We start from the raw sequence: 24,890 nt of genomic DNA, 5'->3' as shown, positions 1-24,890 counted from the left end.
ATAATTCCTCTTGAATTTTTATAATGGGTGTCCGAATTATGTTCCCAACCAAAATGGTAATAATATTTAAGACTAACAGGATAATCTTTTATACAGCGAAGCGGAAGCTTCTCTGTTCATGCGTTAGCAAATTAGCTTGTGATGCTTAACGAGCCAATACACGCTAAGCAATCAATAATATCAAGGCGCACGAAACTTCATTGATTTCCTATCATCACCCAAGGTCAACAAGTCAGCATTTTCTATCACAACCGCTGTCTTTCAAAACTTGTCTTTAAGGCTAAAAATACAAAGAAAAAGTATAAATTTTGACATTGTTCATATTTTGGTCATAATAAGTTAGCAGCTAACAGGGAATGTTTATGATGACTACTGATGAATTCGATCGCTTAAACTCCCTCTCTGAAAAAGCCTTTAACAAACAGCCACAAAAAATCAATTAAAAGAATTTAATAAATTGCTTGAAGACTGGAATACTTTTATAGAGTTTAATTTAGCTTTTAAAACTAATTACTTGTTATGTTGATACATCTTATCGCATTGTTATGCATTATAGATTATTCAATGTCGTAATTTACTGAGAAGTCTACATAATAAGCTTTTAGAAAATTAAGCAACGAAAGGAGTGTCGTTTTGAAAATTTTAATGTGTTTATTTTTAGCTATATCAGCTTCAGGCTGCTCTGCTATTTCGGGGTACTACGAAGCGGATCCATTATTTCTGCAACAATCTGATTTATTAGACGAGGAAGAAGATATTGTCGATGTAAAAAAATTACAAAAAAGAGTAAAGGCAGTTACAGATAAAGTAAAAAGAAATGCACTACTCGAAGATCTACTTACAATTTCTGATAGATCGTGCGCTCGTCATCAATCATCAATACTGGCGGGTTTAAATACTTGGAACGTATCTACTGGAACTTTATCTACCCTTCTCTCAGCTGTTGGTACTGTTGTTGGAGGTGAAAGCACTAAAGCAGCACTAGCTGCCGGAGCTGCCTTTACTAATTCCACACGCTCTCTGGTTAACGAAGAGGTCTATGCTAAATCGATAGGTACAACAATAGTCCGAGCTACGATATCAGCGAGAGAAAAACAATATGCAGTTATTTCAATAGGAATGAATTCTAGCTTTGAGGACTATTCAGTTAAAAAAGGTTTACGTGATATATATAATTATCAAAACCGTTGTTCTTTCTACTATGGACTACTAGAGGTAACAAAAGCACTTGATCAAAGAAAACGTAGTAAATCTGAAATAGAAGACATGATTTCAAGGTTGGAGATTCAAGGAAATAAATTAAAAGCTAGAGGTGGAAATGATTCTGAAATAAATAAAAGAATAGAAAAATTAGTTTTAGAATTAGACAGCGCGCCCAATTAAATTTCTAACAAATCACTCAAAAGGATTAATCAGGACACCCATAGTTAATTTGAAAGATAGCATTCTCTCTACTAGGCTTACAAGGATTAATCAGGACACCCATAGTTAATTTGAAAGATAGCATTCTCTCTACTAGGCTTACTATAAGAGTCAAAGTAAAAGGATTTTCTTTATGACTACTGCCAGAAAAAAACTGATTAGTTTAGTTGATACCCCATATTACCACTGCATTTCTCGCTGTGTTCGCCGAGCTTTTCTTTGCGGTGACGATAGACTCACAGGTAAGAGTTTTGAGCACCGCAGAGGCTGGATTGAAGATAAGTTACTTAGTTTAAGTCAAGTTTTCGCTATTGATGTATGTGCTTATGCGGTTATGAGTAATCATAGTCACTTAGTGCTGTTTATTGATGAGCTAAGCGCTGAATCATGGTCGACAGAAGAAGTCTTACAGCGTTGGCATAAAATATTTAAAGGCACTTTTTTAACGCAACAATATTGCCGTGGTGAATTGATTGCCGAATACTTACTTCCAACATTAAAAAATACGGTAGCCTGCTATCGCAGTCGATTAATGGATATAAGTTGGTTTATGCGTGTTCTTAATGAGCGTATTGCGAGACAAGCCAATCAAGAAGATAATTGCACCGGCCGGTTTTGGGAAGGGCGCTTTAAGTCACAAGCTTTACTCGATGAATCAGCGATTTTAGCCTGCATGGCCTATGTTGATTTAAACCCTGTTAGAGCCGGTATGGCAGATACGCCAGAGAGTTCACTATACACAAGTGTAAAAAAGCGTGCCATCGAAGCTATAAAGGGTAAGCAACCCAAAAACCTGATGCCTTTTGTTGGTGATCCCAAAGCTAATATGCCTAAAGGCCTACCTTTTGAATTAACGGATTACCTGCAATTAGTCAAACTAACAGGGCGTTGTATAAAAGAAAGTAAAAAAGATTATATTGTTCAAAGCAAGCCAAAATTATTACGACGTTTACGTATCAACACCGACAACTGGTTAACACTCACAAAAGATTTTAGACGCTTGTTTCATGGCGCTATAGGCAATAGGGATTCGTTAACGGCTTATTATGAACACCATGAATTTAAACGACGACAAAATATAACATGCTGCGAAAAACTATTAGCATAGTTATTTTTTAGCATAGTTATTTTGTGAAATAATATGTAATAAACTATGGGCTCAAAACGTCTATCGTTAAGTGTGCTTTAAATCCCCATAAACAGGAATTCCCGTCATATGTAAACTTCTTCGATAATATTATAAGTTTTATTCAACTACTCGATAGGTTTGCGTATAAATTCTGGAAGCATTTAAATGTTTGTATCCAATAATTTTCTTAAATTTTTATAATGGATGTCCAAGATATGGAAGCTGTATCAAATAATTCTTCTTGAGTTATTATAATGGGTGTCCAAGTTATGAAGGCTAAAATCTAGGGGGAGGGGATTTTAGATATAAAAAAACCGCAATTAAGCGGTTTCTTATCATAAACGGTGGATTGTTTATCGCCAAATCTAAAAGTTACTAGGTATAACTAATGGATTAAAAAGGTCTTTATTTGGTGGAGCGGGGGGGAATCGAACCCCCGTCCAAAAAGCCTACATCCTTGGTACTACATGCTTAGTCGATTATTTGTTTAACCAATTAGACGCCAATCGACAGGCTTCGTCATGGTGAGCTTAATACTATTTCGCGGTTCAGCCTTAAGCGTGCTTCCCTCGCTATCCTATTTGGGGTGACCATCGATCCTCTAAACAATAGGAGAATTTTTGAGGCGATGGCTAGCCTAAGCGGCTAGTGCGAACGTATCGTCGTTTGCAATTATAGTTTTGCGGCTTTTTACCAGGCAAACCGCCCCTGGGCATGCACCTCGGGTTTCATGAATCTTGTCGAATCCTAGATCCGCCCCAAAGTTTTTTCATCTTAATTATAAACTTATTCAGTCTATAAAGCGCATTGTACAGCGCTTCTTTTAAATAAACAACGTGTTAATTGTTAACTTGTTATCGATCTAAATTCTTATTTTTCATTAATCGGCCTTTATCAACAGCCCATTCTCTGTCTTTGATATCAGAACGCTTATCATGGTCTTTCTTACCTTTACCCAAATAAAATTCGAGTTTGACCCAATTTGCTTTCCAATACATCGCCGTGGCAATTAATGAATAACCATCACGCTCTACAGCTGCGGTTATTTTCTCTAATTCACGTCGATTCAACAGTAACTTGCGGTCACGATTAGGTTCGCATACTACGTGACTAGAAGCAGCATTGAGCGGCATTATTTCAGCACCCAGTAAATAAGCTTCACCGTTTTTTACGTGTACATAACAATCAGAAATATTAACTTTTCCGCTACGGATACTTTTAATTTCCCAACCCTGCAGGCTCATCCCACCTTCAAACTTATCAGTTAAAGAATAGTTATGACGAGCTTTTTTGTTTAACGCAATAGTATTGCTGTTTGATTTTTTTTTCTGTGCCATTATATTTCCATTTTGTTTGCCATCAAAAATAGCAATCGCAAACATTATACGGAGAATTATTGATATTTGAATGATTAATTTCAATTTTTCTGTTTAATGCCTTTTGCTCACGGCTTTGTTATCATTACCCTTTAAAGTTGAGGAAAATAAATGCCCGTAATTAGTCGCAGCGCTTTAGTGATGTATAGCGTTGACCAAATGTATCAATTAATTAATGATATTGTTGCTTATCCTCAATTTATCCCAAATTGTGGTGACAGTAAGATAATTTCTCAGCAAGGTAATGAAGTTACAGCTGCTTTGATGGTTTCGAAGGGGGTTCTAAAAAAATGGTTTACCACCAAGAATACCTTGATTGGTAATAATAAAGTGCAACTCGATTTAGTTGACGGTCCTTTTAAAAAGTTGACGGGTTACTGGCAACTAACTGAATTATCTGAAGAAGCTTGTAAGATTAGTTTGCATTTAGAGTATGAGTTTTCGAGTAAAGTATTCGATTTGGCATTTGGCCGTGTTTTTACAAGTTTGACCAATAATATGGTACAAGCTTTTACACAAAGAGCTAAAGAGGTTTATCATTCTAATGGTTGATAACATAGAGATAGAGCAAGAACTTGCTCAACGTAAAATACAAATAGAAGTTGTTTATGGACTACCTGATAGACAAGAGTTATTAACGCTTTTAGTCGATGAAGGTACCTTGTTAGAGCAAGGTATTATTGCTTCAGGCATTTTATCTGTTTTTGAAGAAATAGACTTAACCGTAAATAATGTCGGTATTTGGAATCGAGCCGCTAAGTTAACGGATACTTTACGAGATTTAGATCGTATTGAAATATATCGACCTTTAATTGCTGACCCAAAAGAGGTTAGAAAACGCCGAGCTGAAAAAGCAAAAGATGAAGGGCGTGCCGATAAAGTTACCGGTGGTCGTGTTGACCCGCGTCGAAATAAAGCCAGCTAAAAATTCGCAAAATTTAAAGTAAAAAAAACGGCTATTAAGGCCGTTTTTTTATGGGACTAAAAATATTTATTAGTTAACCATAGGAACGTAAAAGTTGTCACCTAAGACAAAGTCACCTTCTGCGCTGGCTAATAATTCATTATCAAAATAGAGGATAAATTTCTTCTTAACGTTAAACTCTTCACTTCGACCTGATTTTAATAAGTAAACATAGTGCAATGTATCATTGCCAAATGCATCGTTAACAACAGGGCTACCAAGTACAAATTTTACTTGTTCTTTAGTCATGCCAATTTGAAGCTTGTCGATATCTTTTTGTTCTAAAAAGTTTCCCTGAGGAATGTCAAAACGATAGACCCAGCTTGAGCAGGCAGAAAGAGATAGGGCAATAGTAATGGCTAAAATGCGAAATAACATGTTTTTTCATTTATCCTAATAAGTTCGAATGGGGATGATAACTAAGCCCGCGAAGAGATACAAAACTATTTTCAATTTATTTTGCACCTTTGTGCCTCAACTCAGGTTATTTACTTAACGCTAAAATTAATTTATTAACCGGCAAGTAACTCTTGAGCATTAGCCAAGCTGTTATCTGTTATTTTATTTCCCGCTAATAAGCGAGCAATTTCTTGGACTCTGCCATTAGCACTTAGTTCCGTTACTTTTGTTTCTGTAAACTCGCCATCGGTTAATTTACTGACAAATAACTGTTGATGCCCTTTGCAAGCGACTTGTGGTAAATGTGTTACACAGATAACTTGGGTGTTTTGTGCTAATTCTTGTAGCTTGCTACCGACCATTGCCGCTGTTGGGCCACTAATACCGACATCAACTTCATCAAATATTAAGGTCGGTGTGATCACCTTGTCAGCCAAAATAACCTGCATGGCTAAACTAATGCGTGATAATTCGCCACCAGAAGCAACTTTGTTCATCGCTTCTAATTTTTGCCCTGGGTTAAGGCTAATGAGAAAGTTTATTTCATCAAGGCCAAACGGCGATAAAGCTTCAACATTAACTTGCTGTACTGATACGTCAAATATGCCGTTGTTCATATTGAGCTCTTTCATGCTCAGTGTGATTTTTTTACTGAGTCTTTTAGCCGATTTTACTCTTGATGTTGATAATGCCTGAGCAGATTGTAGGTAATGTACTTTAGCTTTTTCAATGTCTACGTATGCTGTATCTAGTCTTGAACCGTCTGAATTTATGACATGTAAGGCTTGTTTTATCTCTAAGTGTAACGTTGGCAAATGCTCGGGTGCCACTTGATGTTTTTTAGCAAGTTGAATGGCGAGCGAGTAGCGGTCTTCAATCATTTGATAAGCTTCTGGATCGAGTTCAAGCTTATCGTAGTAGTGCTTTAGCTCATCATTAGCATCTTCAACAAGAATAAGTGCTTCGCTCAAGGTGTTAGCAATATTTGCTAACTTAGGATCCATATGAACTAAGTCATTCAACTGTTCGCAGTTGTTTCTTAGGCTGTCTGAAATATTGTGATTTTCGTTTTCAGATAAAGTTTGCAATGCTTTCAAAGTTCCGGTCAATAATGACTGACCGTTACTATGACGTTTGTAATCACTTTCTAGAATTTGAAACTCACCCGTTTGTAGTGAAAATTCGTCTAGCTCGGTCACTTGGTATTGTAATAACTGCAGTTTTGCTTCGCGTTGCTCTTTACTTTCTTGTAACTGTTTTAGTTCTGTATTGAGATTTCGCCATTGCTGATAGTAATATTGAACGTCGTCTAATAAGTGCTGATGATCGGCATACTCATCAAGTATTTTACGCTGTTGAGCCGGCTTAACAATGAGTTGGTGATCGTGTTGGCCATGAATACTTATTAAAAATTGTGCGATATCTTTAAGTTGGGCAAGCGGAACTTGGCTACCGTTAATGTAAGCCTTTGAGCGTCCTTCAGCTGATATTACTCGGCGTAAAATACATTCACAATCTAACTCAGCATCGTGTTCGTCTGTTAGGGATAGGCCATTTTTTTTAAGCCATTTTTGTGCGGAAATGTTTTTGTTGATATCAAAGGTTGCGGCTAACTCTGCTTTTTTAGTATTGGGTCTTACAACATTAGTGAGCGCTCTATCGCCTAAACATAAACCTAAGGCATCAATAGCTATCGATTTACCCGCACCTGTTTCTCCGGTGATGGTTGTCATACCTTTGCGCCAATCTATATCTAGGGAGCGCACAATGGCGAAGTTTTGAATGTTAAGATGTAAAAGCATGAGAAACCAATTCACTGTATAAATATGTATAACTGTTAATTTATACAGTAAAGTGGTTTTGTGCAAGTGTTAATCGAATAAAAATTCAACAGCTTGAATTTGTTAAAAATTAATAAAGCTTATTGCCCCAACTTAATTTACTTCGCAGTACATTAAAGTAGTCATGGTCTAGTGGATGAACTAATCGCAGCGTATATTCACTTTTTCTGATAATAACTTCATCACCTGGTAATACCGCTAAAATAACATGGCCATCACAACTTACTTGTAAGCTTTCATAGTTCTCATTGGCGAGTAATAATTTTATTTCACTATTGCCGTCGACGACTATGGGTCTACTGGTTAGGGTGTGTGGAAACATCGGCACTAAAGATAAGGCATTTAAATTGGGTGTTAAAATTGGACCACCTGCCGACATTGAATAGGCGGTTGAGCCAGTAGGTGTTGACACGATTAAGCCATCAGAGCGTTGGCTGAACATAAAGCTACCATCAATGTAAACTTCAAATTCAATCATGCTTGCTACTTTTCCTGCGTGTAGCACTGCTTCATTGACCGCACTGTTAGAGCTTTTTAATTTTCCGTGGCGATAAACTTCTGCTTCAATAATAAAACGTTGCTCAGCGCGCGACTCGCCACGTAAAATTTTCTCAAGTGGTTCAATTAATTCATCGGGCGATAAATCGGTAAGAAAGCCTAAGTTCCCTCTGTTTACACCAATAACACCGATATCAAAACATGATAAAACCCTCGCGGCACCTAACATATAACCATCACCGCCCACGACTATAGCCAGGTCAGCTTGTTCACCAATTTCTACTAGGGTACTAATCGTTAGATTATCGATATCGATTGATGGGGCAACTGAGCTTTCAATTAATACCTGATAACCTTGTCCGGTAAGAAATTGATAGAGCGCTGTTATTGTTGCGCCGGCTCCTTCGTGATTTGGTTTGCCTATTAAACCTATGGTGTTATAAATTTTGCTCATGTCTACGCAGTAAGTTGTTTGTATCTTAGGATTAATAATAGTTTCGCTGTATTTTCATGGCTTGTAAAGTTGACTTTTTTATAAATCATTTACTGACTACCATTTTTATTAAATTTTTCGCTTTCATCGAGATTTAGAAGATTTAGGGTTAAGGCATTAATTGAAGAGAATGCTTATTTATTCGAAACAAATAATGTAGGCTGTAAGCCTTTTAAAGTGGAGGTTTAAGCGTTTTTAAACGATTGGATAACTGCAGGTAATTGCTTTTAAATAGAATGACTATATATAAAAAAATGATATTTGTTCTCAAAACGCTGACCAGCGCTCAGTAACAACAAACTTAATTAAATTGTATTTAAGCTTGAATCGTAGCAAGAAGTCCCCATAATTACCGTTATCAGATTTATATAACCTTTATATTGTTAAATATATTATTAGTTTATTTTGGAGCTTTCATGACTAATGAGTCAACAGAAAATAAAAATACAGCTGAAGCATCAACAGAAGCTTTAACGCCCGAAGAAATTATGGCGCAAGAAATTATCGACCAAGCTGAAGAGCAAGTCGAAGTTCAACATATTCATGCCCATGAAGTGATTAGTGCCGAGCAAGAAAAGATTAACGAACTTGAGTTAAGCCTTTCTTCAGCGCAAACCACTATCGCAGATCAAAAAGATTCTGTGGTTCGTGCTAAAGCAGAAGTTGATAATATTCGCCGCCGTAGCGCACAAGACGTCGATAAAGCACGTAAATTTGCTTTAGAAAAATTTGCTGCTGAAATGTTAGTGTCAGTAGACAATTTAGAACGTGCTTTGCAGAATATAGATAAAGAAGATGAAAACAATACCGGCATTATTGAAGGTCTTGAATTAACCCTACAAGGTTTAATTGCTTCGTTAGAAAAATTTGGCGTTAAAGGTGTTGATCCACAAGACCAACCTTTTAATCCTGAATTGCATCAAGCGATGTCTATGCAAGAAGTTCCGGGCGTTGCGCCAAATACCGTTATTGCTGTGATGCAAAAAGGTTATGAACTCAATGGCCGTTTAATTCGTCCAGCGATGGTAATGGTTTCTAAATCTGCTCCGGTAGTTGATACCACAGCATAAAAAATATCATTAAAAAAAGCGGTAAGAAGTTTCTATAAAACTTCTTACCGCTTTTTTGTTTTTAGCAGGCAAATAAGTTTTATTAGGGTGTTTTATCGCTATCGGTGAGAAACAACAAAAAAATCTTCATAAATAGCTAAATAATGAAATAAATTTACTTTTTTTCTTGGAAATTAGTTGAAAAGGATTTTACTGCCCCCACTATTTGTTTCATCAACAGGTTTATTAAAAAATCTTATTTTAATAAGCTTTATTTTAATTAGTATTCGGAGATCCTCAAGATGGGCAAAATAATCGGTATTGACCTAGGGACAACAAACTCTTGTGTTGCTGTACTAGATGGCGGCAAAGCACGTGTAATTGAAAATGCAGAAGGCGATCGTACAACTCCTTCAATTATTGCATACACAGAAGATGGCGAAACGTTAGTAGGTCAACCTGCTAAACGCCAATCTGTTACAAACCCAAAAAATACATTATACGCCATTAAGCGTTTAATTGGTCGTCGCTTTGAAGACGAAGAAGTTCAGCGTGATATTAAAATTATGCCTTTTGGTATTGTTAAAGCTGACAACGGTGATGCTTGGGTTACAACACGTGATAAGAACGTTGCACCACCACAAGTTTCAGCTGAAGTTTTAAAGAAAATGAAAAAAACTGCTGAAGACTTTTTAGGCGAAGCAGTAACAGAAGCAGTAATCACAGTTCCTGCTTACTTCAATGATTCACAACGCCAAGCAACTAAAGATGCGGGTCGTATTGCTGGTCTTGAAGTTAAACGTATTATCAATGAGCCAACTGCTGCTGCTCTTGCTTACGGCATGGACAAGCAAGAAGGCGATAAAGTTATTGCTGTTTACGACTTAGGTGGTGGTACTTTCGATATTTCAATTATTGAAATTGATGAAGTTGAAGGCGAGCACACGTTTGAAGTATTAGCGACTAACGGTGATACTCACTTAGGTGGTGAAGATTTTGATAACCGTTTAATCAACTATCTTGTTGCTGAATTTAAGAAAGACCAAGGTATGGATTTAACGACTGATCCTCTTGCAATGCAGCGTTTGAAAGAAGCAGCAGAAAAAGCTAAATGTGAACTTTCTTCAGCACAACAAACAGATGTTAACTTACCTTACATCACAGCTGACGGCAGCGGCCCTAAGCACATGAACATTAAAGTAACGCGTGCTAAATTAGAGTCTTTAGTTGAAGACATGGTTAAAGCAACGTTAATACCATTAGCACAAGCGCTTAAAGACGCAGACTTATCAGTAAGTGATATCAATGATGTTATCTTAGTTGGTGGTCAGTCACGCATGCCAATGGTACAAAAAGCAGTAACAGAATTTTTCGGTAAAGAACCTCGTAAAGATGTTAACCCTGATGAAGCCGTTGCCGCTGGTGCAGCAATACAAGCAGGTGTTCTTTCTGGTGATGTAACTGACGTACTTTTATTAGACGTTACGCCATTATCATTAGGTATCGAAACAATGGGCGGCGTGATGACGAAAGTTATCGATAAAAACACCACTATCCCAACTAAACAGTCACAAACCTTTTCTACAGCTGACGATAATCAAGCTGCGGTAACGGTTCATGTTGTTCAAGGTGAGCGTAAGCAAGCGTCTGCAAACAAATCTTTAGGGCAATTTAACCTTGAAGGTATCGATGCAGCACCACGTGGAACACCACAGATTGAAGTAACTTTCGATATTGATGCTGATGGTATTTTACACGTAACAGCTAAAGATAAGAACACAGGTAAAGAACAGAAGATTACCATTAAAGCTTCTTCTGGCTTATCTGATGAAGAAGTAGAACAAATGGTACGTGACGCAGAAGCTAACGCTGATGAAGATGCTAAGTTTGAAGAATTAGTTAAAGCACGTAACCAAGCTGACGGTCTAGTTCATACCACTCGCAAGCAAATTGTAGAAGCGGGCGATGACTTACCAAGCGAAGACAAAGAAAAAATTGAAACAGCATTAACTGAACTTGAAACTGAGATCAAAGGCGACGATAAAGAAGCGATTGAAGCTAAATCTCAAGCCGTTATCGAAGCATCAGCTAAGTTAATGGAAATTGCTCAAGCGAAAGCCGGTGCTCAAGAAGGCGCTCCTGAATCAGACGGCGCTGCGCCAGCTGACGACGATGTTGTTGACGCTGAATTTGAAGAAGTTAAAGAAGACAAATAGTCTTCAATAACGGAAAATATATAAGCGCTGGTTTAAACACCAGCGCTTCTTACGTTAAAAATCGTTATAAAATGCCATTGAAAATAGCTAACTATTTATAATGTCATTTTACTTAATTAATATCTAAAATTTCAACACCAGTTAAAAGAAGTCACTATGTCAAAACGCGATTATTATGAAGTGCTAGAAGTATCAAAAGATGCGTCTGAGCGTGATATCAAAAAAGCCTACAAACGTTTAGCGATGAAGCTTCATCCTGACCGTAATGCCGGTGATAAAGACAAAGAAGAGCTATTTAAAGAAGTTAAAGAAGCTTATGAAATTCTAAATGACGACCAAAAGCGTGCTGCTTTTGACCAATATGGTCATGCTGCATTTGAACAAGGTGGTCATGGCGGTGGCGGTGGTCATGGTGGTGGAGGCTTCGGTCAAGATTTTGGTGATATTTTTGGTGATATTTTTGGTGGTGGCCGCGGTGGCGGACGTCAGCAACGTCAACAACGAGGTTCAGATCTTCGCTACAACCTAGAGTTAAGTCTTGAAGATGCTGTTCGGGGTAAAACCTTAGAAATTAAAGTACCAACTTTTGTTAGTTGTGAGCCTTGTGATGGTTCTGGCGCTAAAAAAGGTACCAGTGCAAAATCTTGTACAACTTGTCATGGTCATGGCCAGGTACAAATGCGTCAAGGTTTGTTTGCTGTTCAACAGACTTGTCCAACATGTAGTGGTAAAGGTAAAGTTATTGCTAGCCCTTGTACCTCATGTCGCGGTCAAGGCCGAGTTGAAAAAACCAAAACACTTTCAGTGAAAATACCGCCAGGTGTAGATACAGGTGACAGAATTCGCTTGTCAGGCGAAGGTGAAGCTGGTGAACATGGTGCACCTGCAGGTGATTTATATGTACAAGCAAATGTACGTGATCATAAAATATTTGTCCGTGATGAAAACAACCTTTATTGTGAAGTGCCTATTAGCTTCACCACAGCAGCATTGGGTGGCGAAATAGAAGTACCAACACTTGAAGGTAAAGTGAAGCTGAAAATACCTAAAGAAACGCAAACGGGTAAAATGTTCCGTTTACGTGGTAAAGGTGTTAAATCAGTACGCAGCCACTCAATAGGCGACTTAATGTGTAAAGTTGTTCTAGAAACACCGGTTAACTTGTCTGGCGATCAAGCAGATTTATTACGTCAGTTAGACGAAAAAATGGGTAAAAGCACCATAAAGCATAGCCCTAAAGAGACCGGTTTCTTTGATGGCGTTAAAAAGTTTTTTGATGACCTGAAAAGCTAAAGTACTGCCATTCGATGAGCTAAAAGTTTGTTGAAATATAGACATTAAAAAAGCCACAAACTTGTTTGTGGCTTTTTTGTTTTTCTGGCTAATGATTAATGGCGCTTTACTCGCATAAGTAGACCACTGAGTAATACCAATAATAAGCTAAACAGACTGCCGCCATGAGTTTGTCTGATCTCGACGACTTCTATTACTTCGATGACTTCAGTATAAGCCTGGTCATACTCAGCACTCTCTAACGGCAGTGCGTATAACGCGTTACTGTCATCCGCACTGTAACTCGCAGCAATACCCTGATAACCGACTTGATATAAGTCGATTAACACATCGTAGTGATCACTTTCATAGCCAGACATAAATGTAGAAATTACTTCGTATTCATCGGCATCAGTGTCGCCTTCTATAAGAAAATTATCTGTGGTGAAATAGTGCTGCCAAGGGCCACCATTTTTACTGAGATAGAGTAAAGCATACACTTCGGCGAGGTGATTTTCGCTATAGCTATATACGTCTGCATCAAAAGTCACACTGAAAGTTTGATAATAGCCATCTCTGTCATAATCTTCTTGCAGAAAACTCGCCGCACTATAAATAGTGAACTGCTGATCATAGTGGTTACTCACTTTTTGTATGGCTTCACCACTTTTTGCTTGTGCAGTGCTCTTGGCTTGATTATTAAGTGTAGAGCCTCTTATGTGAGCATTCGCTTTGCCGCTGACTTGATCGGATAGCTCGGCTAGCTTATTCGTTGCAATTATTTTTTTTCGCTGTGACTCAGTGATATTGTGTTTAAGTGCTCCTTGAGAAACACTAGCGGGTAAAACCTTTAATTCGCTGGCAGTGACATAAGTTAAAGGTAATATGCTAAAGGTTATCAATAACATTATTTTTTTAAGTGAATTCGCACGAACTGACTTCGCTGCTTTATTATTTATTAACATAATATATCCTACCTGCTTTGTTTAGTGGTGCTATTAAAGCGCAGTAAAGATGAATGTAAGCTGAACACTTTATCAGTACCGTCGAGAAAACTCGGTACTTTAGTGCCGAGTAGTTCACTGGTAAGCTATGATATATCTGTTGATTTATCAGTGGGAACTCTAGTTACCCCTCGTTATAAAATCGATATAGCGGCTTTAAAGGAATGTTCAGCTGATATTCAGTTGCTAAGGTTTATAATTTTAAATAAGCTATGGCTATGTATAGTTAGACTCACTTTTAACTTTGTCTTTGGAATAACCATGAAATTTGCTTTACCGTTAGTTTTTCTTTTTATCGCTACACTTTCTATTGATGCAATGGCTCAAGGAACGGGTGTATCAGCAAGTAATATGCAAAAAAATAATCAGCAACAGTTGAAAGTGAAAAGTAGTAAAGATGCCGCAAAATTAGCTAAAAGTCGTTTTGGTGGAAAAGTGTTAAAAGTTGAGAATAAAAAGTCGGGTTATCGGGTAAAATTAATTAAAACTGATGGTCATATCATTTCTATTTATGTTGATGCTAAGACAGGGAAGATTAATGGAGGGTGATCACTATGCGGTTGTTATTTATTGAAGACGATATTGCTTTACAGCAAAACCTATATGCCCATTTAACTGCCGCTCATTATCTAGTCGATGTGGCGAGTGATGGCGAAACAGGCTTATTTCAAGGGCAAGAATATCCATACGACGCTGCTATTATAGATGTTGGTTTACCTATAATAGACGGTATCAGTGTGATTAGATCTCTGCGTGAAAAAAATATCGACTTTCCCATTTTGGTGTTAACTGCAAGAGATAGTTGGCAGGATAAAGTGGCTGGCTTAGATGCTGGAGCCGATGATTATTTAACCAAACCTTTTCAAGCTGAAGAATTACTCGCCCGCTTAAATGCACTGATCAGACGTTCTGCAGGGCAAGCAAGTCCGTTAATAAAGAATGGCCCGTTAAGTCTTAATACCAAAAGCTTGCAGGTTGAAGTTGATAATAAGGCAATAAAGTTAAGTAGTTCAGAATATAAGTTACTTGAGTATATGATGCTTCACCTTGACGAAGTGACTTCAAAGGCAACACTGACTGAACATATTTATGACCAAGACTTCGATCTCGATTCAAATGTTATTGAAGTATTTATCAGGCGCTTAAGAAAAAAACTCGACCCAGATAATAGCTATGGTTTTATCGAAACGTTGCGCGGCCATGGCTATAAATTAAAGCGGTTAGATTAATGAGGTCACGTGGATATACCAAGTAAATGAACTCCTTAAAAGTTCGATTATTATTAAGTACGTTAGCGATGACGGTAGTGATGCTGCCTATTATTGGCTTAACCTTATCGAATGCCTTTGAACGGCAATTAAATGTGGCGTTGAAAAACGAGTTAAAAGCCTATAGTTATTCTATTTTTACTGTGGCAGAAGTTGAAAATAATCTCTTGTTAATGCCGGAGCTCTTGCTAGAAAACCAATTCAATATTAACCAATCAGGCTTGTATGCCTTAATTACCAAACGGTCAAAAGAAACGGAAATAGGCGCGATAAAAAACAAAATACTTTGGCAATCACAATCTCTGCTGACCTTGTCTCTAACGGCGGTATTGCCATCGCCTGATGTTGGGCAAACACTGATTTCAAAAATAAGCCTAGCGGACAGTCCTCATCTACTTTATAGCTTTAGTGCGAGTTTTTCTGATAACGGCCAAGACTTTGAAATAACACTGCATCTGATAAAAGACCAACAAGCCTTATTAAGCGCTCTCAATGACTTTGAAAAAACATTATGGGCATGGCTGCTGGCATTAATGGTTGTCTTTGTTTTTGTACAAATTGCCTGGTTATTATGGACCTTAAAACCATTAACTGTATTATCTCAAGAGCTTGAGCATATAGAGAAAGGGCAAAAGAAAGCCCTAGACGCCAACTATCCTCTTGAATTACAACCGGTGACTCAGCAATTAAACGCCTTATTGGCACTGGAAGAGAACCAACGAAAACGCTATCGTAATGCCTTGTCAGATTTAGCGCATAGCCTTAAAAATCCACTGGCCGTTATTCAAAGCCAACAGAATATTTCAGCAAGCGCCAGTGAACAATTAACATTAATTAATAACATTATTGAACATCAACTTAAAAGAGCTCAAAGTGCCGGGCAGTCTTCATGGCACTTAGGTGTAAAAATTAAGCCCGTTGTTGACAAGCTAATCAGCACGTTAGCGAAAATATATCATGATAAGAATTTATCATTTGCCGTCAATGTTGATGCAAGTGCTATATTTAAGGGTGATGAAGCCGATTTAATGGAAATTTTAGGAAACCTTCTCGATAACGCCTGTAAAGCGGCTAAGCATAAAATTGCCATTAGCGTGATTAGTTCTGCAAAAATATTAACGATTGAAATTGCCGATGATGGCGCGGGTATTGAAGCGTCTCAACGCGATATTATTTTATCGCGTGGTGGCAGAGCAGACACCTATCAAGCGGGTCATGGTATTGGTTTAGCTATTGTTAATGATTTAGTCAGTAGTTATCAAGGCCAATTAACCATCAGTAACTCAACAACACTTAATGGTGCTGTTTTTACACTTATCTTTTAAACCCTTGTAGGCTTTGTTAACAAATAGCCGAGAAAGCTGTTCAGGTTACGTTCAGTTTAGTGTTGTTATCTTTGTGTTCTAGAATTAGTCATAAGGATTATAACGATGAAAAAAGTCACGTTTTTATTCAGCTTTGCTGCCTTAGTTAGCTTTAACTTGTACGCTGAGTACCAGCCTTCACAGTCAGCGCTTCAGCAACAAGTGCAACAAGAGCAGCAGCTATTTAGTGAAGCTGAATTAGCACAAATGCTAGCACCCATTGCACTTTATCCCGACAGCTTATTAACTCATATTTTAATTGCTGCTACCTATCCTATTGAAATAATCGAAGCCCATCGCTGGCTAAAGAAAAACACAAGACTAAATACTGAGCAAGTGGCTCAAGCGGTAAAAGATTTTAATTGGGATGCCAGTGTTAAAGCATTAGTGTCTTTTGAGCGTATTCTTAGCCGACTTAGTGACGATTTAACCTGGACTCAACAGCTTGGTGATGCTTTTTTACAAGATGAGTCGATATTATTAGAAAGTATTCAACGGTTAAGAAAGCAAGCTCAACTTGCCGGAAACCTGGGTGAAATGGATAATATGGAGGTTAGCTATCAAGACAGTAATATTGTTATTGAAGCAAGAGAGAAGGAGATTGTTTATGTGCCGTATTATGATACACGCATGGTTTATGGTGCTTGGCATTGGTCATCTTATCCTCCTGTTTACTGGCAACCTCAGCGTAGTGTTTATGTAAGTCGCTCCAATCCTTTCTATTGGCATGCTGGCGTTCATATTTCGTTTGATTATTTTTTTAGTGCTTTTCATTGGCATAATCGCCAGGTGGTTGTAGCGAATACTCGTCGTTCTTCATATCGCTACTATGAACAGCGTCCTCGTCACTTAATTGCTAATGGTGGCTATGCTAAACGTTGGAGACACCAGCCCGTTCACCGTAAAGGTGTGGCTTATCGAAACAAGCATACTCGCGTTAAGTATAAGGACAAGCGAGTAAGGATCAGCGAATCTAGCAATAGAAATCATGCTGTCGTGCACAATAAGCTACAAGGTAATACCAAGCGAGCTCTATCTACCATAAGGCACAAGCCCAATGAAAGCGCTCGACGAGTAAACCGTATAACTGACAAGGCGACAAATACTTTTTCAAAACCTGTATCAAAACATGTATCAAAGCCGACAACAAGACAGCACAGATCTTATGATCAGTCTAAAAAAACTAAAGCCGAAAAGGTTTACCGAGCGAGTCGAACTGTAAATAAAGAAAGGCCCAAACAGCTTGCCACTAACATCGATAAGAAAAGTGCCAAGCAGCATACTTATCGTTCTGCTAATACTTCAATTAGTTCTAAAAGACAAGGTTCAAACAAAAAGCATGATAACCAAAGTAGGGTCATTAAAACAAAGCGTTCAAACGAAAAGCATAATAAACAAAGTAGGATTGTTAAAACAAAGCGTTCAAACGAAAAGCATGATAAACAAATTAGGATAGTTAAAACAAAGCGTTCAAAGACTGACAAGTAACGATATTAGTCACTTTACATTTATAGCGCTGTATTTTTAAAACAAATTGGTTGAATGTTAATTCATTTAGCCTTTTTTTATAGATGGTTTATAATCACCTTTAATAATTAGACCAATCACTCGTGTTGGTCTAACGTCAAACACATTTTATCGAGCGAACTTTAATGAAAAGACTTTTACTTGTTTTACTCTTAATTATATTAAATTCAACCAGCTTTGCTAATGAAGAAGTTAAAGAGTTGCCACCAATAGACCCTTCATTTATGGGTGAACATAATATGGTGCTCTTTGTTCAGCGCTCTGCTATATATGCTTCGGTGATGACAACCTATGATAGGCCGAGTAATGTGCAGTTATTATATAAAATTGAGAATAAAGATTTAGCACTTTTGCAAACCGTACGTGATGGGCAATTAACGACGATAAAAGCCAAGCCTTTTAATTTGCAGCGTTTGATGCGAGGCGAGGAAATGGTCATTATGGCTGATGTATACGCAGGGCATTTTTCTCGAGGGGGAATATTGGTTTATGAAAATATACCCTTGACCTTTGCTAAAAAATTATACGTTCGTGAACTAGACGATATACAGGATTCTAGTAATCAGCAAGAGTATGACGTTGTCGATTTGAAAAAGAATTATAAAATTTATATTCATAAAATTCAAAAAGCACCTAGCTTTTCACACTTACTAAATATTGACGTAGAAGCAGGGTGCTTGCCACGTTTTCGTACTTCAGCAGCTGTGCCAAAAGAAACTGAGCTGCTGTATAAGTTCCTCAATTGCGGCACAATAAGTCCACTTTATTTTGAAAGCAAAGACTTTGAAAAATAATTATTATAAATAGAAGCCTTCTTTAAAACGAGGCTTCTAGCGTTAAAGCACTATCGCATAATTACTCAGACTGATTAGTCCTCATCATCAAAGTTGGGCAATACCCCGCTGCGACTGTGTTCAAAAATAAGAGAGGTTTCTACGGTGGTTACTTCATCTCTTGAGGTAATTGCATTGAAGACAAACTGTCGTAAATGTTCACTGTCTTTAACTGACATATGAATGAAATAATCATAGCTGCCGCCCATGTGATATAAGCTAACAATTTCAGGAAGTTTAAGTAAATCGTCGCGAAGGTTGTTAACAATATCTTCAGAATAGGGCTGCAAGCGAATAGCGGCAATGGCTTCTATATTTCCACCTAAACTTTTGAAATCAATCTCGATACAAGCGCCGGTAATTATATTTTTATGTTTCATACGTTTTACACGCTCTAAACACGTAGAAGGTGCCACCCCTATTTGAGAAGCTAACTCTTTATTAGTGATATCAGCATCGCGATATAAAATGGTTAAAATGCGTAAATCTATATCATCTAATTTTTTCATTATGGTAAGTCTTCTATTTATATAGTAAATTAACACTATACCGACTATTCTCTTATTAACCAATGCACTGTGGTTGATAATCAAACAATCGTCGAAAAAAACAATGCTTTTCCGAATATTCGCCGCTTAACTTTTATTCAGTTTATACTTAAGTGCTTTTAAATTAATTTCAATTACACTTTTATAAGGAGATAATGTTGTTAAATTTAGTTTAGCGACATATTATGTCTATGTTCCGATGTCATTACTTATAATTATAAAAATAAAAAGGCTTACTCTATGACTTTGCTTTGGATACCCTTGCTATCGTTACTCGGCAGTATTATTTCCTCAAGAACGGGAAAATTAACACGTAATCAATCAACTGCGTTGACGTTGTTAATGCCTATCATTGCATTATTGATGACGATTAGCTTAGCGCCAGCTATTTTTGCTGGCAAGGTTATTAGGGAAACAATCTCTTGGATCCCTTTACTGGGTATAGATATCGCCTTTCGTTTAGATGGCTTAGCGCTGTTGTTTGTATTTATGATCTTAGGAATAGGCATATTAGTTATCTTTTATGCCCGTTATTACCTCAGTAGTAAAGACTCTATGCCCAAGCTTTATGCTTATTTGATGTTATTTATGACAGCGATGCTTGGTATTGTCATGTCGAATAATATCATTCAGCTCTGGTTCTTCTGGGAGCTAACCAGTATTAGTTCGTTTTTGTTAATTAGCTATTGGTGGCATAAACCCGAGGCACGAAAGGGCGCAATCATGGCCTTAATCGTAACCGGTGGTGGTGGTTTAGCATTGCTGGCGGGTTTGCTTTTATTGGGTAATATCGTTGGTAGTTATAATTTAGATGCGATCTTAGCGAGCAGAGAAATTATTCAAGCGCATGCTTGGTATGAAATCACTCTAATTTTAGTCTTACTGGGCGCTTTCACAAAATCGGCACAGTTTCCTTTTCACTTTTGGCTACCTCATGCTATGGCTGCGCCAACGCCGGTTAGTGCTTATCTACATTCTGCTACTATGGTAAAGGCTGGGATTTTCTTATTAGCGCGTTTTTATCCTGCATTAGCGGGTACCGATATATGGTTTATTCTGGTGAGTTTAACCGGATTAACTACCATGTTACTCGGCGCTTATATTGCGTTATTTAAACATGATTTAAAAGGGCTGTTAGCCTATTCAACGATCAGTCATTTAGGGTTAATCACTTTATTATTTGGTTTGGACACTAAGCTTGCCGCTGTTGCTGCCATTTTTCATATAATCAATCATGCCATATTTAAAGCTTCATTATTTATGGCAACGGGTATTATTGATCATGAAACGGGTACGCGTGACATGCGGAAACTCAACGGTATGTGGCGATTTATGCCTTATACCGCGACGTTAGCCATGGTTGCTGCGGCTGCGATGGCGGGTGTACCGCTGTTAAATGGTTTCTTGTCTAAAGAAATGTTTTTTGCTGAAACACTGCATCAACAATTACTTGGGTCTATGTCTTGGCTTATACCTGTACTTGCTACCGTTGCAGGAGCATTAGCTGTGGCTTACTCAGCTCGCTTTATCCACGATGTTTTCTTTAATGGTGACCCTATAGATTTACCTAAACAACCCAGTGAGCCACCGCGTTATATGCGAGTGCCTATCGAAATACTGGTCGCTTTATGTTTAATCGTCGGGGTGTTCCCTAACTTTATTATTGATGACATTTTAAAAGCAGCGTCTTTTGCCGTACTCGGTGGATATGTTCCTGAATTTAAAGTTGCGTTATGGCACGGTTTTAATTTGCCACTCTTGATGAGTGCTATAGCCGTAATCGGTGGTTTATTTCTGTATACCCAGCGACGTTATCTGTTTCAATTTCAGGCATCTATGCCTAACTTGAATGCCAAGAAGGCTTTTGATGACAGTATATATCTCATCACAAAGTGGAGTCAGCGAAAAATAAACGACATAGAAAATGGTTCTTTACAACGTTATCTAATGCTAATGTTTGTTTTTGTTTTAATCTTTGCTGGTTGGCCATTATTTGAAATGCACCAACTAAGCGGGCAAAAAGAATTGACGCCAATTGATCTTCATAACGCGATTGGCGCAGCATTATTAATGATTGGCGCAATAAGTACGGTGATTTGGTACCGTGCAAGAGTGGTGTCGTTATTAATGATATCAGTTGTTGGTTTAATGGTGTCTGTCGTGTTTACTCGCTTCTCAGCACCTGATTTAGCCTTAACGCAATTAACGGTTGAAGTCGTCACTATTGTTTTACTGATGCTGGCCTTGTTTTTCTTGCCACAGCATTCACCCAAAGAGTCTAGCTCTTTACGTGTGGTACGCGATTTAGGGATCTCTGCTGCTTTAGGGGTTGTCGTCGCGAGTATTTGCTATGCATTAATTACCCGCCCACTTGAGTCAATATCAGAATTCTTCTTAGCCAATGCTAAAACAGGTGGCGGCGGTACCAACGTTGTTAATGTTATTTTGGTTGATTTTCGCGGCTTTGACACCTTAGGTGAAATTTGCGTATTAGGTATTGCTGCGCTGGGTATTTATAAGCTTTTAATCAACCTACCGTTACTTCTTCCTGTTAGGGATAGTGAAGGGCGACTATGGGCGAAAGAGCGTTACCCTATTTTATTAGCCAGTATTTCTCAGTCATTACTCCCCTTGGCATTAATGATCTCGTTTTATATTTTCTTACGTGGTCATAATCTTCCCGGTGGTGGATTTATTGCAGGTTTAGTGACCTCAGTTGCCTTTATTTTACAGTATATTGCACACGGCTCAGCCTGGATATCTACTCGTTTAACGATTAATTATCGGAAAATTATTGCCTCAGGAATTGCTATTGCGACATTTACTGGTGTGGGTAGTTGGTTCTTTGGTAGGCCGTTCATGACTACGTGGTTTGACTATTTCGATATTCCCATTATTGGTAAAATTGAACTTGCCAGTGCACTGATCTTTGATCTGGGTGTTTATATTACAGTTGTAGGCGCGACATTAATGATTTTGGCAAGTCTTGGTCAATTAGCTAGCGGGCCTAAAGAAGAGGTGAAAATTTAATGGAATTACTTTACGCATCCTGCGTTGGGCTTTTAGTGTCTTGTGGCGTGTTTCTAATCTTACGTTCTAGAACGTTCCCTATCGTATTAGGGCTAACGATGTTTTCTTACGCGGTTAATTTATTTCTGTTTTCATCTGGGCGGCTTAGCATCAATAATGCTGCGGTGCTTGGAACCTCTTCAGAATATACCGATCCATTGCCACAAGCTTTAGTGTTAACCGCGATAGTTATTGGTTTTGCAATGACTGCCTTCGTGGTTATTTTAGCTATCAGAGGGCGAGCAGATCTAGGCAGTGACCATGTAGATGGCCAGCCAGAAAAAGATAAAAAGGTAAACGTATGATCCAGAATTTGACCTTTTTACCGATTTTATTGCCGATACTTGCGGGTGTTATTTTATTGATGCCTCCCTTTGGCTCCAATAAAAGTACCCGAAGAGTGGCTTCTGTCGTACTCAGCGTTTTTACATTTGCCGTCTCATTGGCTTTACTACTCAAAGTCCAAGCTGATGGTACTCAGGTTTATGCTATCGGCGATTGGAGTGCACCCTTTGGTATTGTACTCGTTGCTGATCCCCTCTCGACATTATTAGTGTGTTTAACGACATTGCTCGGTGTTGTCTGTGTGTTATATGCGAGTGCAGGAGATGATGATAAAGGGAGTTTTTTTCATCCACTTGTACATTTTTTAATTTTAGGGGTCAACGGCGCATTCTTAACCGGTGATGCTTTTAATCTATTCGTCTTTTTTGAAGTATTACTTATCGCCTCGTATTCGTTGCTAATGCATGGTGGAGATAAAAAAAATACCCGAGTTGCTTTGCAGTACGTGATCCTTAATCTGGTTGGCTCAGCGATTTTCTTGATTGCTTTAGGGATTTTGTATGGTGTATTAGGTACACTAAATATGGCTGATATGGCTCAGAAAGTAGCACTTTTACAAGGTGATGATGTTTACTTAGCCAAAATTGGTGGGATGTTATTATTGGTGGTATTTGCTTTAAAAGGCGCTTTGCTACCACTCCATTTATGGTTACCTAATACTTATGCAACAGCAATACCTGTTGTCGCGGCATTATTTGCCATTATGACCAAAGTGGGTGTCTATTCAATGATGCGTGTTTATACACTTATATTTGGTGATGAAGCGGGCGAATTAACTCATATGGCGCAAAGTTGGTTGTGGTGGTTAGGGCTTGCTACAATTGCTATGGGCGCGGTAGGTGTTTTAGCCAGTAAAGATTTAAGAAAGTTAATCGCTAATTTGGTGATTGTGTCGGTGGGTACCTTGGTTGCATTAGTTGCGGTACAAACTATTGAAGCAACTTCCGCAGCTATCTATTACTTAGTGCACTCAACGTTGGTTACAGCAGCACTCTTTATTTTAGCTGACTTAATTGGTCGCCAACGTGGTGATGTTGCCGACCGTATTTCTGCAGGCTCTGCTGTTTCTCAGCCAAAGTTGCTTGGCGCTTGTTTTTTGATTGCAGCGATTGCGGTGATAGGCATGCCACCTTTGTCTGGTTTCATTGGAAAAGTATGGCTGCTTAAAGCAACTTTAAATGCTGAATATACCTTGGTGTTTTGGCCAATATATCTTTTTGCAAGTTTAGCTATATTATTTGCTGTGTCTAAAGCTGGTAGCACTTTATTTTGGCATCATCATGCTAAAATAACCACTGATACAAAGCAAGAACGTGTTCATCCAGCGCAATTAGTCGCCTTGCTTATTCTCATCTCTGGTGCACCATTAATGACTATTTTTGCTGGACCATTAAGTGAGTATGCCATTGGTGCAGCTACCCAGTTACATGATTTTAATAACAACATTAAACTTATCCTTTCAGGAGGACAGTAATGCGATTAGAAACACGATTTAAATGGCTACCCGCTCCTTTAATGAGCCTGGTACTGTTTACTGTCTGGTTGGTGTTAAATAACAGCTTGTCAGCAGGGCATATTTTCTTAGCCACTACTTTAGCGATAGTCATTCCTTTGGTGACTAGCCCGTTTAGAACAAAGCAACCCATCATTATTAAACCTGGTTTAGCGTTACGCCATTTAGCGTTGGTTTTATATGACATTATTACGGCCAATGTTCAGGTTGCTATTTTAATATTAGGGCCCACTAAAAAACTAACACCTGGGTTTGTTAAAGTACCATTAGACTTAACACACAGTTTGCCCATTACTATTTTGGCAAGTACTGTTTCATTAACGCCAGGCACTGTCAGTGCGGAAGTGTACCCTTGGAGAGAAAGCTTGAGTGAAGGTGAAAAGCTTGAACAACAGTTTTTGCTAATACACGTTTTAGATCTAAAAGATGAACAGGCCTTAATAAAAATGATTAAACAACGTTATGAAGCGCCTCTTAAGGAGATGTTTCAATGTTAGAAACTGTGATTTCAATTGTTTTTGCTATGATAGGTTTGTCGTTATTATTAAATGTATGGCGCTTATTAATGGGACCTTCTATACCCGATAGAATACTTGCACTCGATACGATGTATATCAATACAATCGCATTGATCATTTTATACGGTATGAGTATGGGCACTGCATTATATTTTGAAGCAGCGCTGTTAATCGCTATGTTAGGATTTGTTAGTACTGTTGCGGTATGTAAGTATTTGCTGCGTGGCGATATTATAGAGTAA

Annotated in this window: 23 protein-coding genes and 1 other RNA gene; 17 read left to right on the top strand and 7 right to left on the bottom strand. The window is 38.1% G+C overall.

The features are described from left to right. Window positions 1-633 precede the first annotated feature (633 nt). Together H4J57_RS10710 and H4J57_RS10705 are read left to right on the top strand one after the other, a co-directional pair. Entirely contained in the window at window positions 634-1,383 is a 750-nt protein-coding gene (locus H4J57_RS10710) for a hypothetical protein (RefSeq protein WP_182242823.1), read from the top strand. 172 nt (window positions 1,384-1,555) lie between these two features. Beyond that, window positions 1,556-2,530: a transposase gene (locus H4J57_RS10705; RefSeq protein ID WP_182242821.1), complete on the top strand. Its 975-nt coding sequence runs from the start codon at window positions 1,556-1,558 to the stop codon at window positions 2,528-2,530. Window positions 2,531-2,961: 431 nt separating this feature from the next. Here the strand turns inward: H4J57_RS10705 and ssrA are convergent. Next, window positions 2,962-3,311: a transfer-messenger RNA gene (gene ssrA, locus H4J57_RS10700) on the bottom strand. 94 nt (window positions 3,312-3,405) lie between these two features. Beyond that, a complete protein-coding gene (gene smpB / locus H4J57_RS10695; protein WP_070377008.1) occupies window positions 3,406-3,888 on the bottom strand; it encodes an SsrA-binding protein SmpB in 483 nt (160 codons plus the stop codon). Window positions 3,889-4,038: 150 nt separating this feature from the next. Between smpB and H4J57_RS10690 the strand changes: the two genes are divergently transcribed. Together H4J57_RS10690 and H4J57_RS10685 are read left to right on the top strand one after the other, a co-directional pair. Further along, window positions 4,039-4,479, top strand: coding sequence for an SRPBCC family protein (locus H4J57_RS10690; protein WP_070374314.1), 441 nt, complete (start codon window positions 4,039-4,041; stop codon window positions 4,477-4,479). Then, on the top strand, window positions 4,472-4,852 hold the full coding sequence (locus H4J57_RS10685; protein WP_182222292.1) for an RnfH family protein: 381 nt from the start codon (window positions 4,472-4,474) through the stop codon (window positions 4,850-4,852). The genes H4J57_RS10690 and H4J57_RS10685 overlap by 8 nt, the downstream gene beginning before the upstream one ends. 69 nt (window positions 4,853-4,921) lie before the next feature. Here H4J57_RS10685 and H4J57_RS10680 read toward each other — a convergent pair whose 3' ends face one another. The 3 genes from H4J57_RS10680 to nadK all read right to left on the bottom strand — a co-directional run bounded on the left by H4J57_RS10680 (window position 4,922) and on the right by nadK (window position 8,083). Continuing rightward, on the bottom strand, window positions 4,922-5,269 hold the full coding sequence (locus H4J57_RS10680; protein WP_070374311.1) for an outer membrane protein assembly factor BamE: 348 nt from the start codon (window positions 5,267-5,269) through the stop codon (window positions 4,922-4,924). Between the two features lie 134 nt (window positions 5,270-5,403). Next, the gene (gene recN / locus H4J57_RS10675; protein ID WP_182242819.1) at window positions 5,404-7,092 is read right to left on the bottom strand and encodes a DNA repair protein RecN; all 1,689 of its coding nucleotides are present in this window, start codon (window positions 7,090-7,092) and stop codon (window positions 5,404-5,406) included. Between the two features lie 109 nt (window positions 7,093-7,201). Next, window positions 7,202-8,083 (bottom strand): NAD(+) kinase, encoded by an 882-nt coding sequence (gene nadK, locus H4J57_RS10670; protein ID WP_070374309.1) that lies wholly within the window; start codon window positions 8,081-8,083, stop codon window positions 7,202-7,204. Window positions 8,084-8,538: 455 nt separating this feature from the next. On the opposite strand from nadK, the gene grpE reads away from it, so the two are divergent. From grpE to dnaJ, 3 genes are all read left to right on the top strand, one after another. Continuing rightward, window positions 8,539-9,192 carry a nucleotide exchange factor GrpE gene (gene grpE, locus H4J57_RS10665; protein WP_182175999.1) on the top strand — a complete coding sequence of 218 codons (654 nt, stop codon included), beginning with the start codon at window positions 8,539-8,541 and terminating at the stop codon, window positions 9,190-9,192. Window positions 9,193-9,473: 281 nt separating this feature from the next. Beyond that, window positions 9,474-11,387, top strand: a complete 1,914-nt coding sequence (dnaK, locus tag H4J57_RS10660) for a molecular chaperone DnaK (RefSeq protein WP_070374307.1) — start codon at window positions 9,474-9,476, stop codon at window positions 11,385-11,387. Window positions 11,388-11,543: 156 nt separating this feature from the next. Beyond that, window positions 11,544-12,680 (top strand): molecular chaperone DnaJ, encoded by a 1,137-nt coding sequence (gene dnaJ / locus H4J57_RS10655; RefSeq protein WP_070374306.1) that lies wholly within the window; start codon window positions 11,544-11,546, stop codon window positions 12,678-12,680. 95 nt (window positions 12,681-12,775) lie between these two features. Here dnaJ and H4J57_RS10650 read toward each other — a convergent pair whose 3' ends face one another. Next, entirely contained in the window at window positions 12,776-13,624 is an 849-nt protein-coding gene (locus tag H4J57_RS10650; protein ID WP_182242817.1) for a choice-of-anchor H family protein, read from the bottom strand. 300 nt (window positions 13,625-13,924) lie between these two features. Between H4J57_RS10650 and H4J57_RS10645 the strand changes: the two genes are divergently transcribed. From H4J57_RS10645 to H4J57_RS10625, 5 genes are all read left to right on the top strand, one after another. Further along, window positions 13,925-14,212, top strand: a complete 288-nt coding sequence (locus tag H4J57_RS10645; RefSeq protein ID WP_182214025.1) for a PepSY domain-containing protein — start codon at window positions 13,925-13,927, stop codon at window positions 14,210-14,212. A 5-nt stretch (window positions 14,213-14,217) separates the two neighbouring features. Next, the gene (locus H4J57_RS10640) at window positions 14,218-14,892 is read left to right on the top strand and encodes a response regulator transcription factor (RefSeq protein WP_070374303.1); all 675 of its coding nucleotides are present in this window, start codon (window positions 14,218-14,220) and stop codon (window positions 14,890-14,892) included. A 26-nt stretch (window positions 14,893-14,918) separates the two neighbouring features. After that, the gene (locus H4J57_RS10635) at window positions 14,919-16,256 is read left to right on the top strand and encodes an ATP-binding protein (RefSeq protein WP_182242815.1); all 1,338 of its coding nucleotides are present in this window, start codon (window positions 14,919-14,921) and stop codon (window positions 16,254-16,256) included. A gap of 105 nt (window positions 16,257-16,361) precedes the next feature. Continuing rightward, the gene (locus tag H4J57_RS10630; protein WP_182242813.1) at window positions 16,362-17,783 is read left to right on the top strand and encodes a DUF3300 domain-containing protein; all 1,422 of its coding nucleotides are present in this window, start codon (window positions 16,362-16,364) and stop codon (window positions 17,781-17,783) included. Between the two features lie 164 nt (window positions 17,784-17,947). Then, window positions 17,948-18,616 carry a hypothetical protein gene (locus H4J57_RS10625; RefSeq protein WP_182242811.1) on the top strand — a complete coding sequence of 223 codons (669 nt, stop codon included), beginning with the start codon at window positions 17,948-17,950 and terminating at the stop codon, window positions 18,614-18,616. 74 nt (window positions 18,617-18,690) lie between these two features. Here the strand turns inward: H4J57_RS10625 and H4J57_RS10620 are convergent, their stop codons facing one another. Continuing rightward, the gene (locus H4J57_RS10620) at window positions 18,691-19,164 is read right to left on the bottom strand and encodes an Lrp/AsnC family transcriptional regulator (protein WP_070374299.1); all 474 of its coding nucleotides are present in this window, start codon (window positions 19,162-19,164) and stop codon (window positions 18,691-18,693) included. Window positions 19,165-19,443: 279 nt separating this feature from the next. On the opposite strand from H4J57_RS10620, the gene H4J57_RS10615 reads away from it, so the two are divergent. The 5 genes from H4J57_RS10615 to H4J57_RS10595 are packed head-to-tail and all read left to right on the top strand — an operon-like array spanning window position 19,444 to window position 24,890. Further along, entirely contained in the window at window positions 19,444-22,233 is a 2,790-nt protein-coding gene (locus tag H4J57_RS10615; protein WP_182214018.1) for a monovalent cation/H+ antiporter subunit A, read from the top strand. After that, a complete protein-coding gene (locus H4J57_RS10610; protein ID WP_070374297.1) occupies window positions 22,233-22,577 on the top strand; it encodes a Na+/H+ antiporter subunit C in 345 nt (114 codons plus the stop codon). The genes H4J57_RS10615 and H4J57_RS10610 overlap by 1 nt, the downstream gene beginning before the upstream one ends. Then, a complete protein-coding gene (locus H4J57_RS10605) occupies window positions 22,574-24,091 on the top strand; it encodes a monovalent cation/H+ antiporter subunit D (RefSeq protein WP_182214016.1) in 1,518 nt (505 codons plus the stop codon). The genes H4J57_RS10610 and H4J57_RS10605 overlap by 4 nt, the downstream gene beginning before the upstream one ends. Next, window positions 24,091-24,627 carry a Na+/H+ antiporter subunit E gene (locus H4J57_RS10600; protein WP_070374295.1) on the top strand — a complete coding sequence of 179 codons (537 nt, stop codon included), beginning with the start codon at window positions 24,091-24,093 and terminating at the stop codon, window positions 24,625-24,627. The genes H4J57_RS10605 and H4J57_RS10600 overlap by 1 nt, the downstream gene beginning before the upstream one ends. Next, window positions 24,621-24,890, top strand: a complete 270-nt coding sequence (locus H4J57_RS10595) for a K+/H+ antiporter subunit F (protein WP_182176009.1) — start codon at window positions 24,621-24,623, stop codon at window positions 24,888-24,890. The genes H4J57_RS10600 and H4J57_RS10595 overlap by 7 nt, the downstream gene beginning before the upstream one ends.

The organism is Colwellia sp. BRX8-7, assembly GCF_014077275.1.
Taxonomy (GTDB): Bacteria; Pseudomonadota; Gammaproteobacteria; order Enterobacterales; family Alteromonadaceae; genus Colwellia_A.
This window is presented reverse-complemented; position numbering and strand designations above follow the sequence as displayed.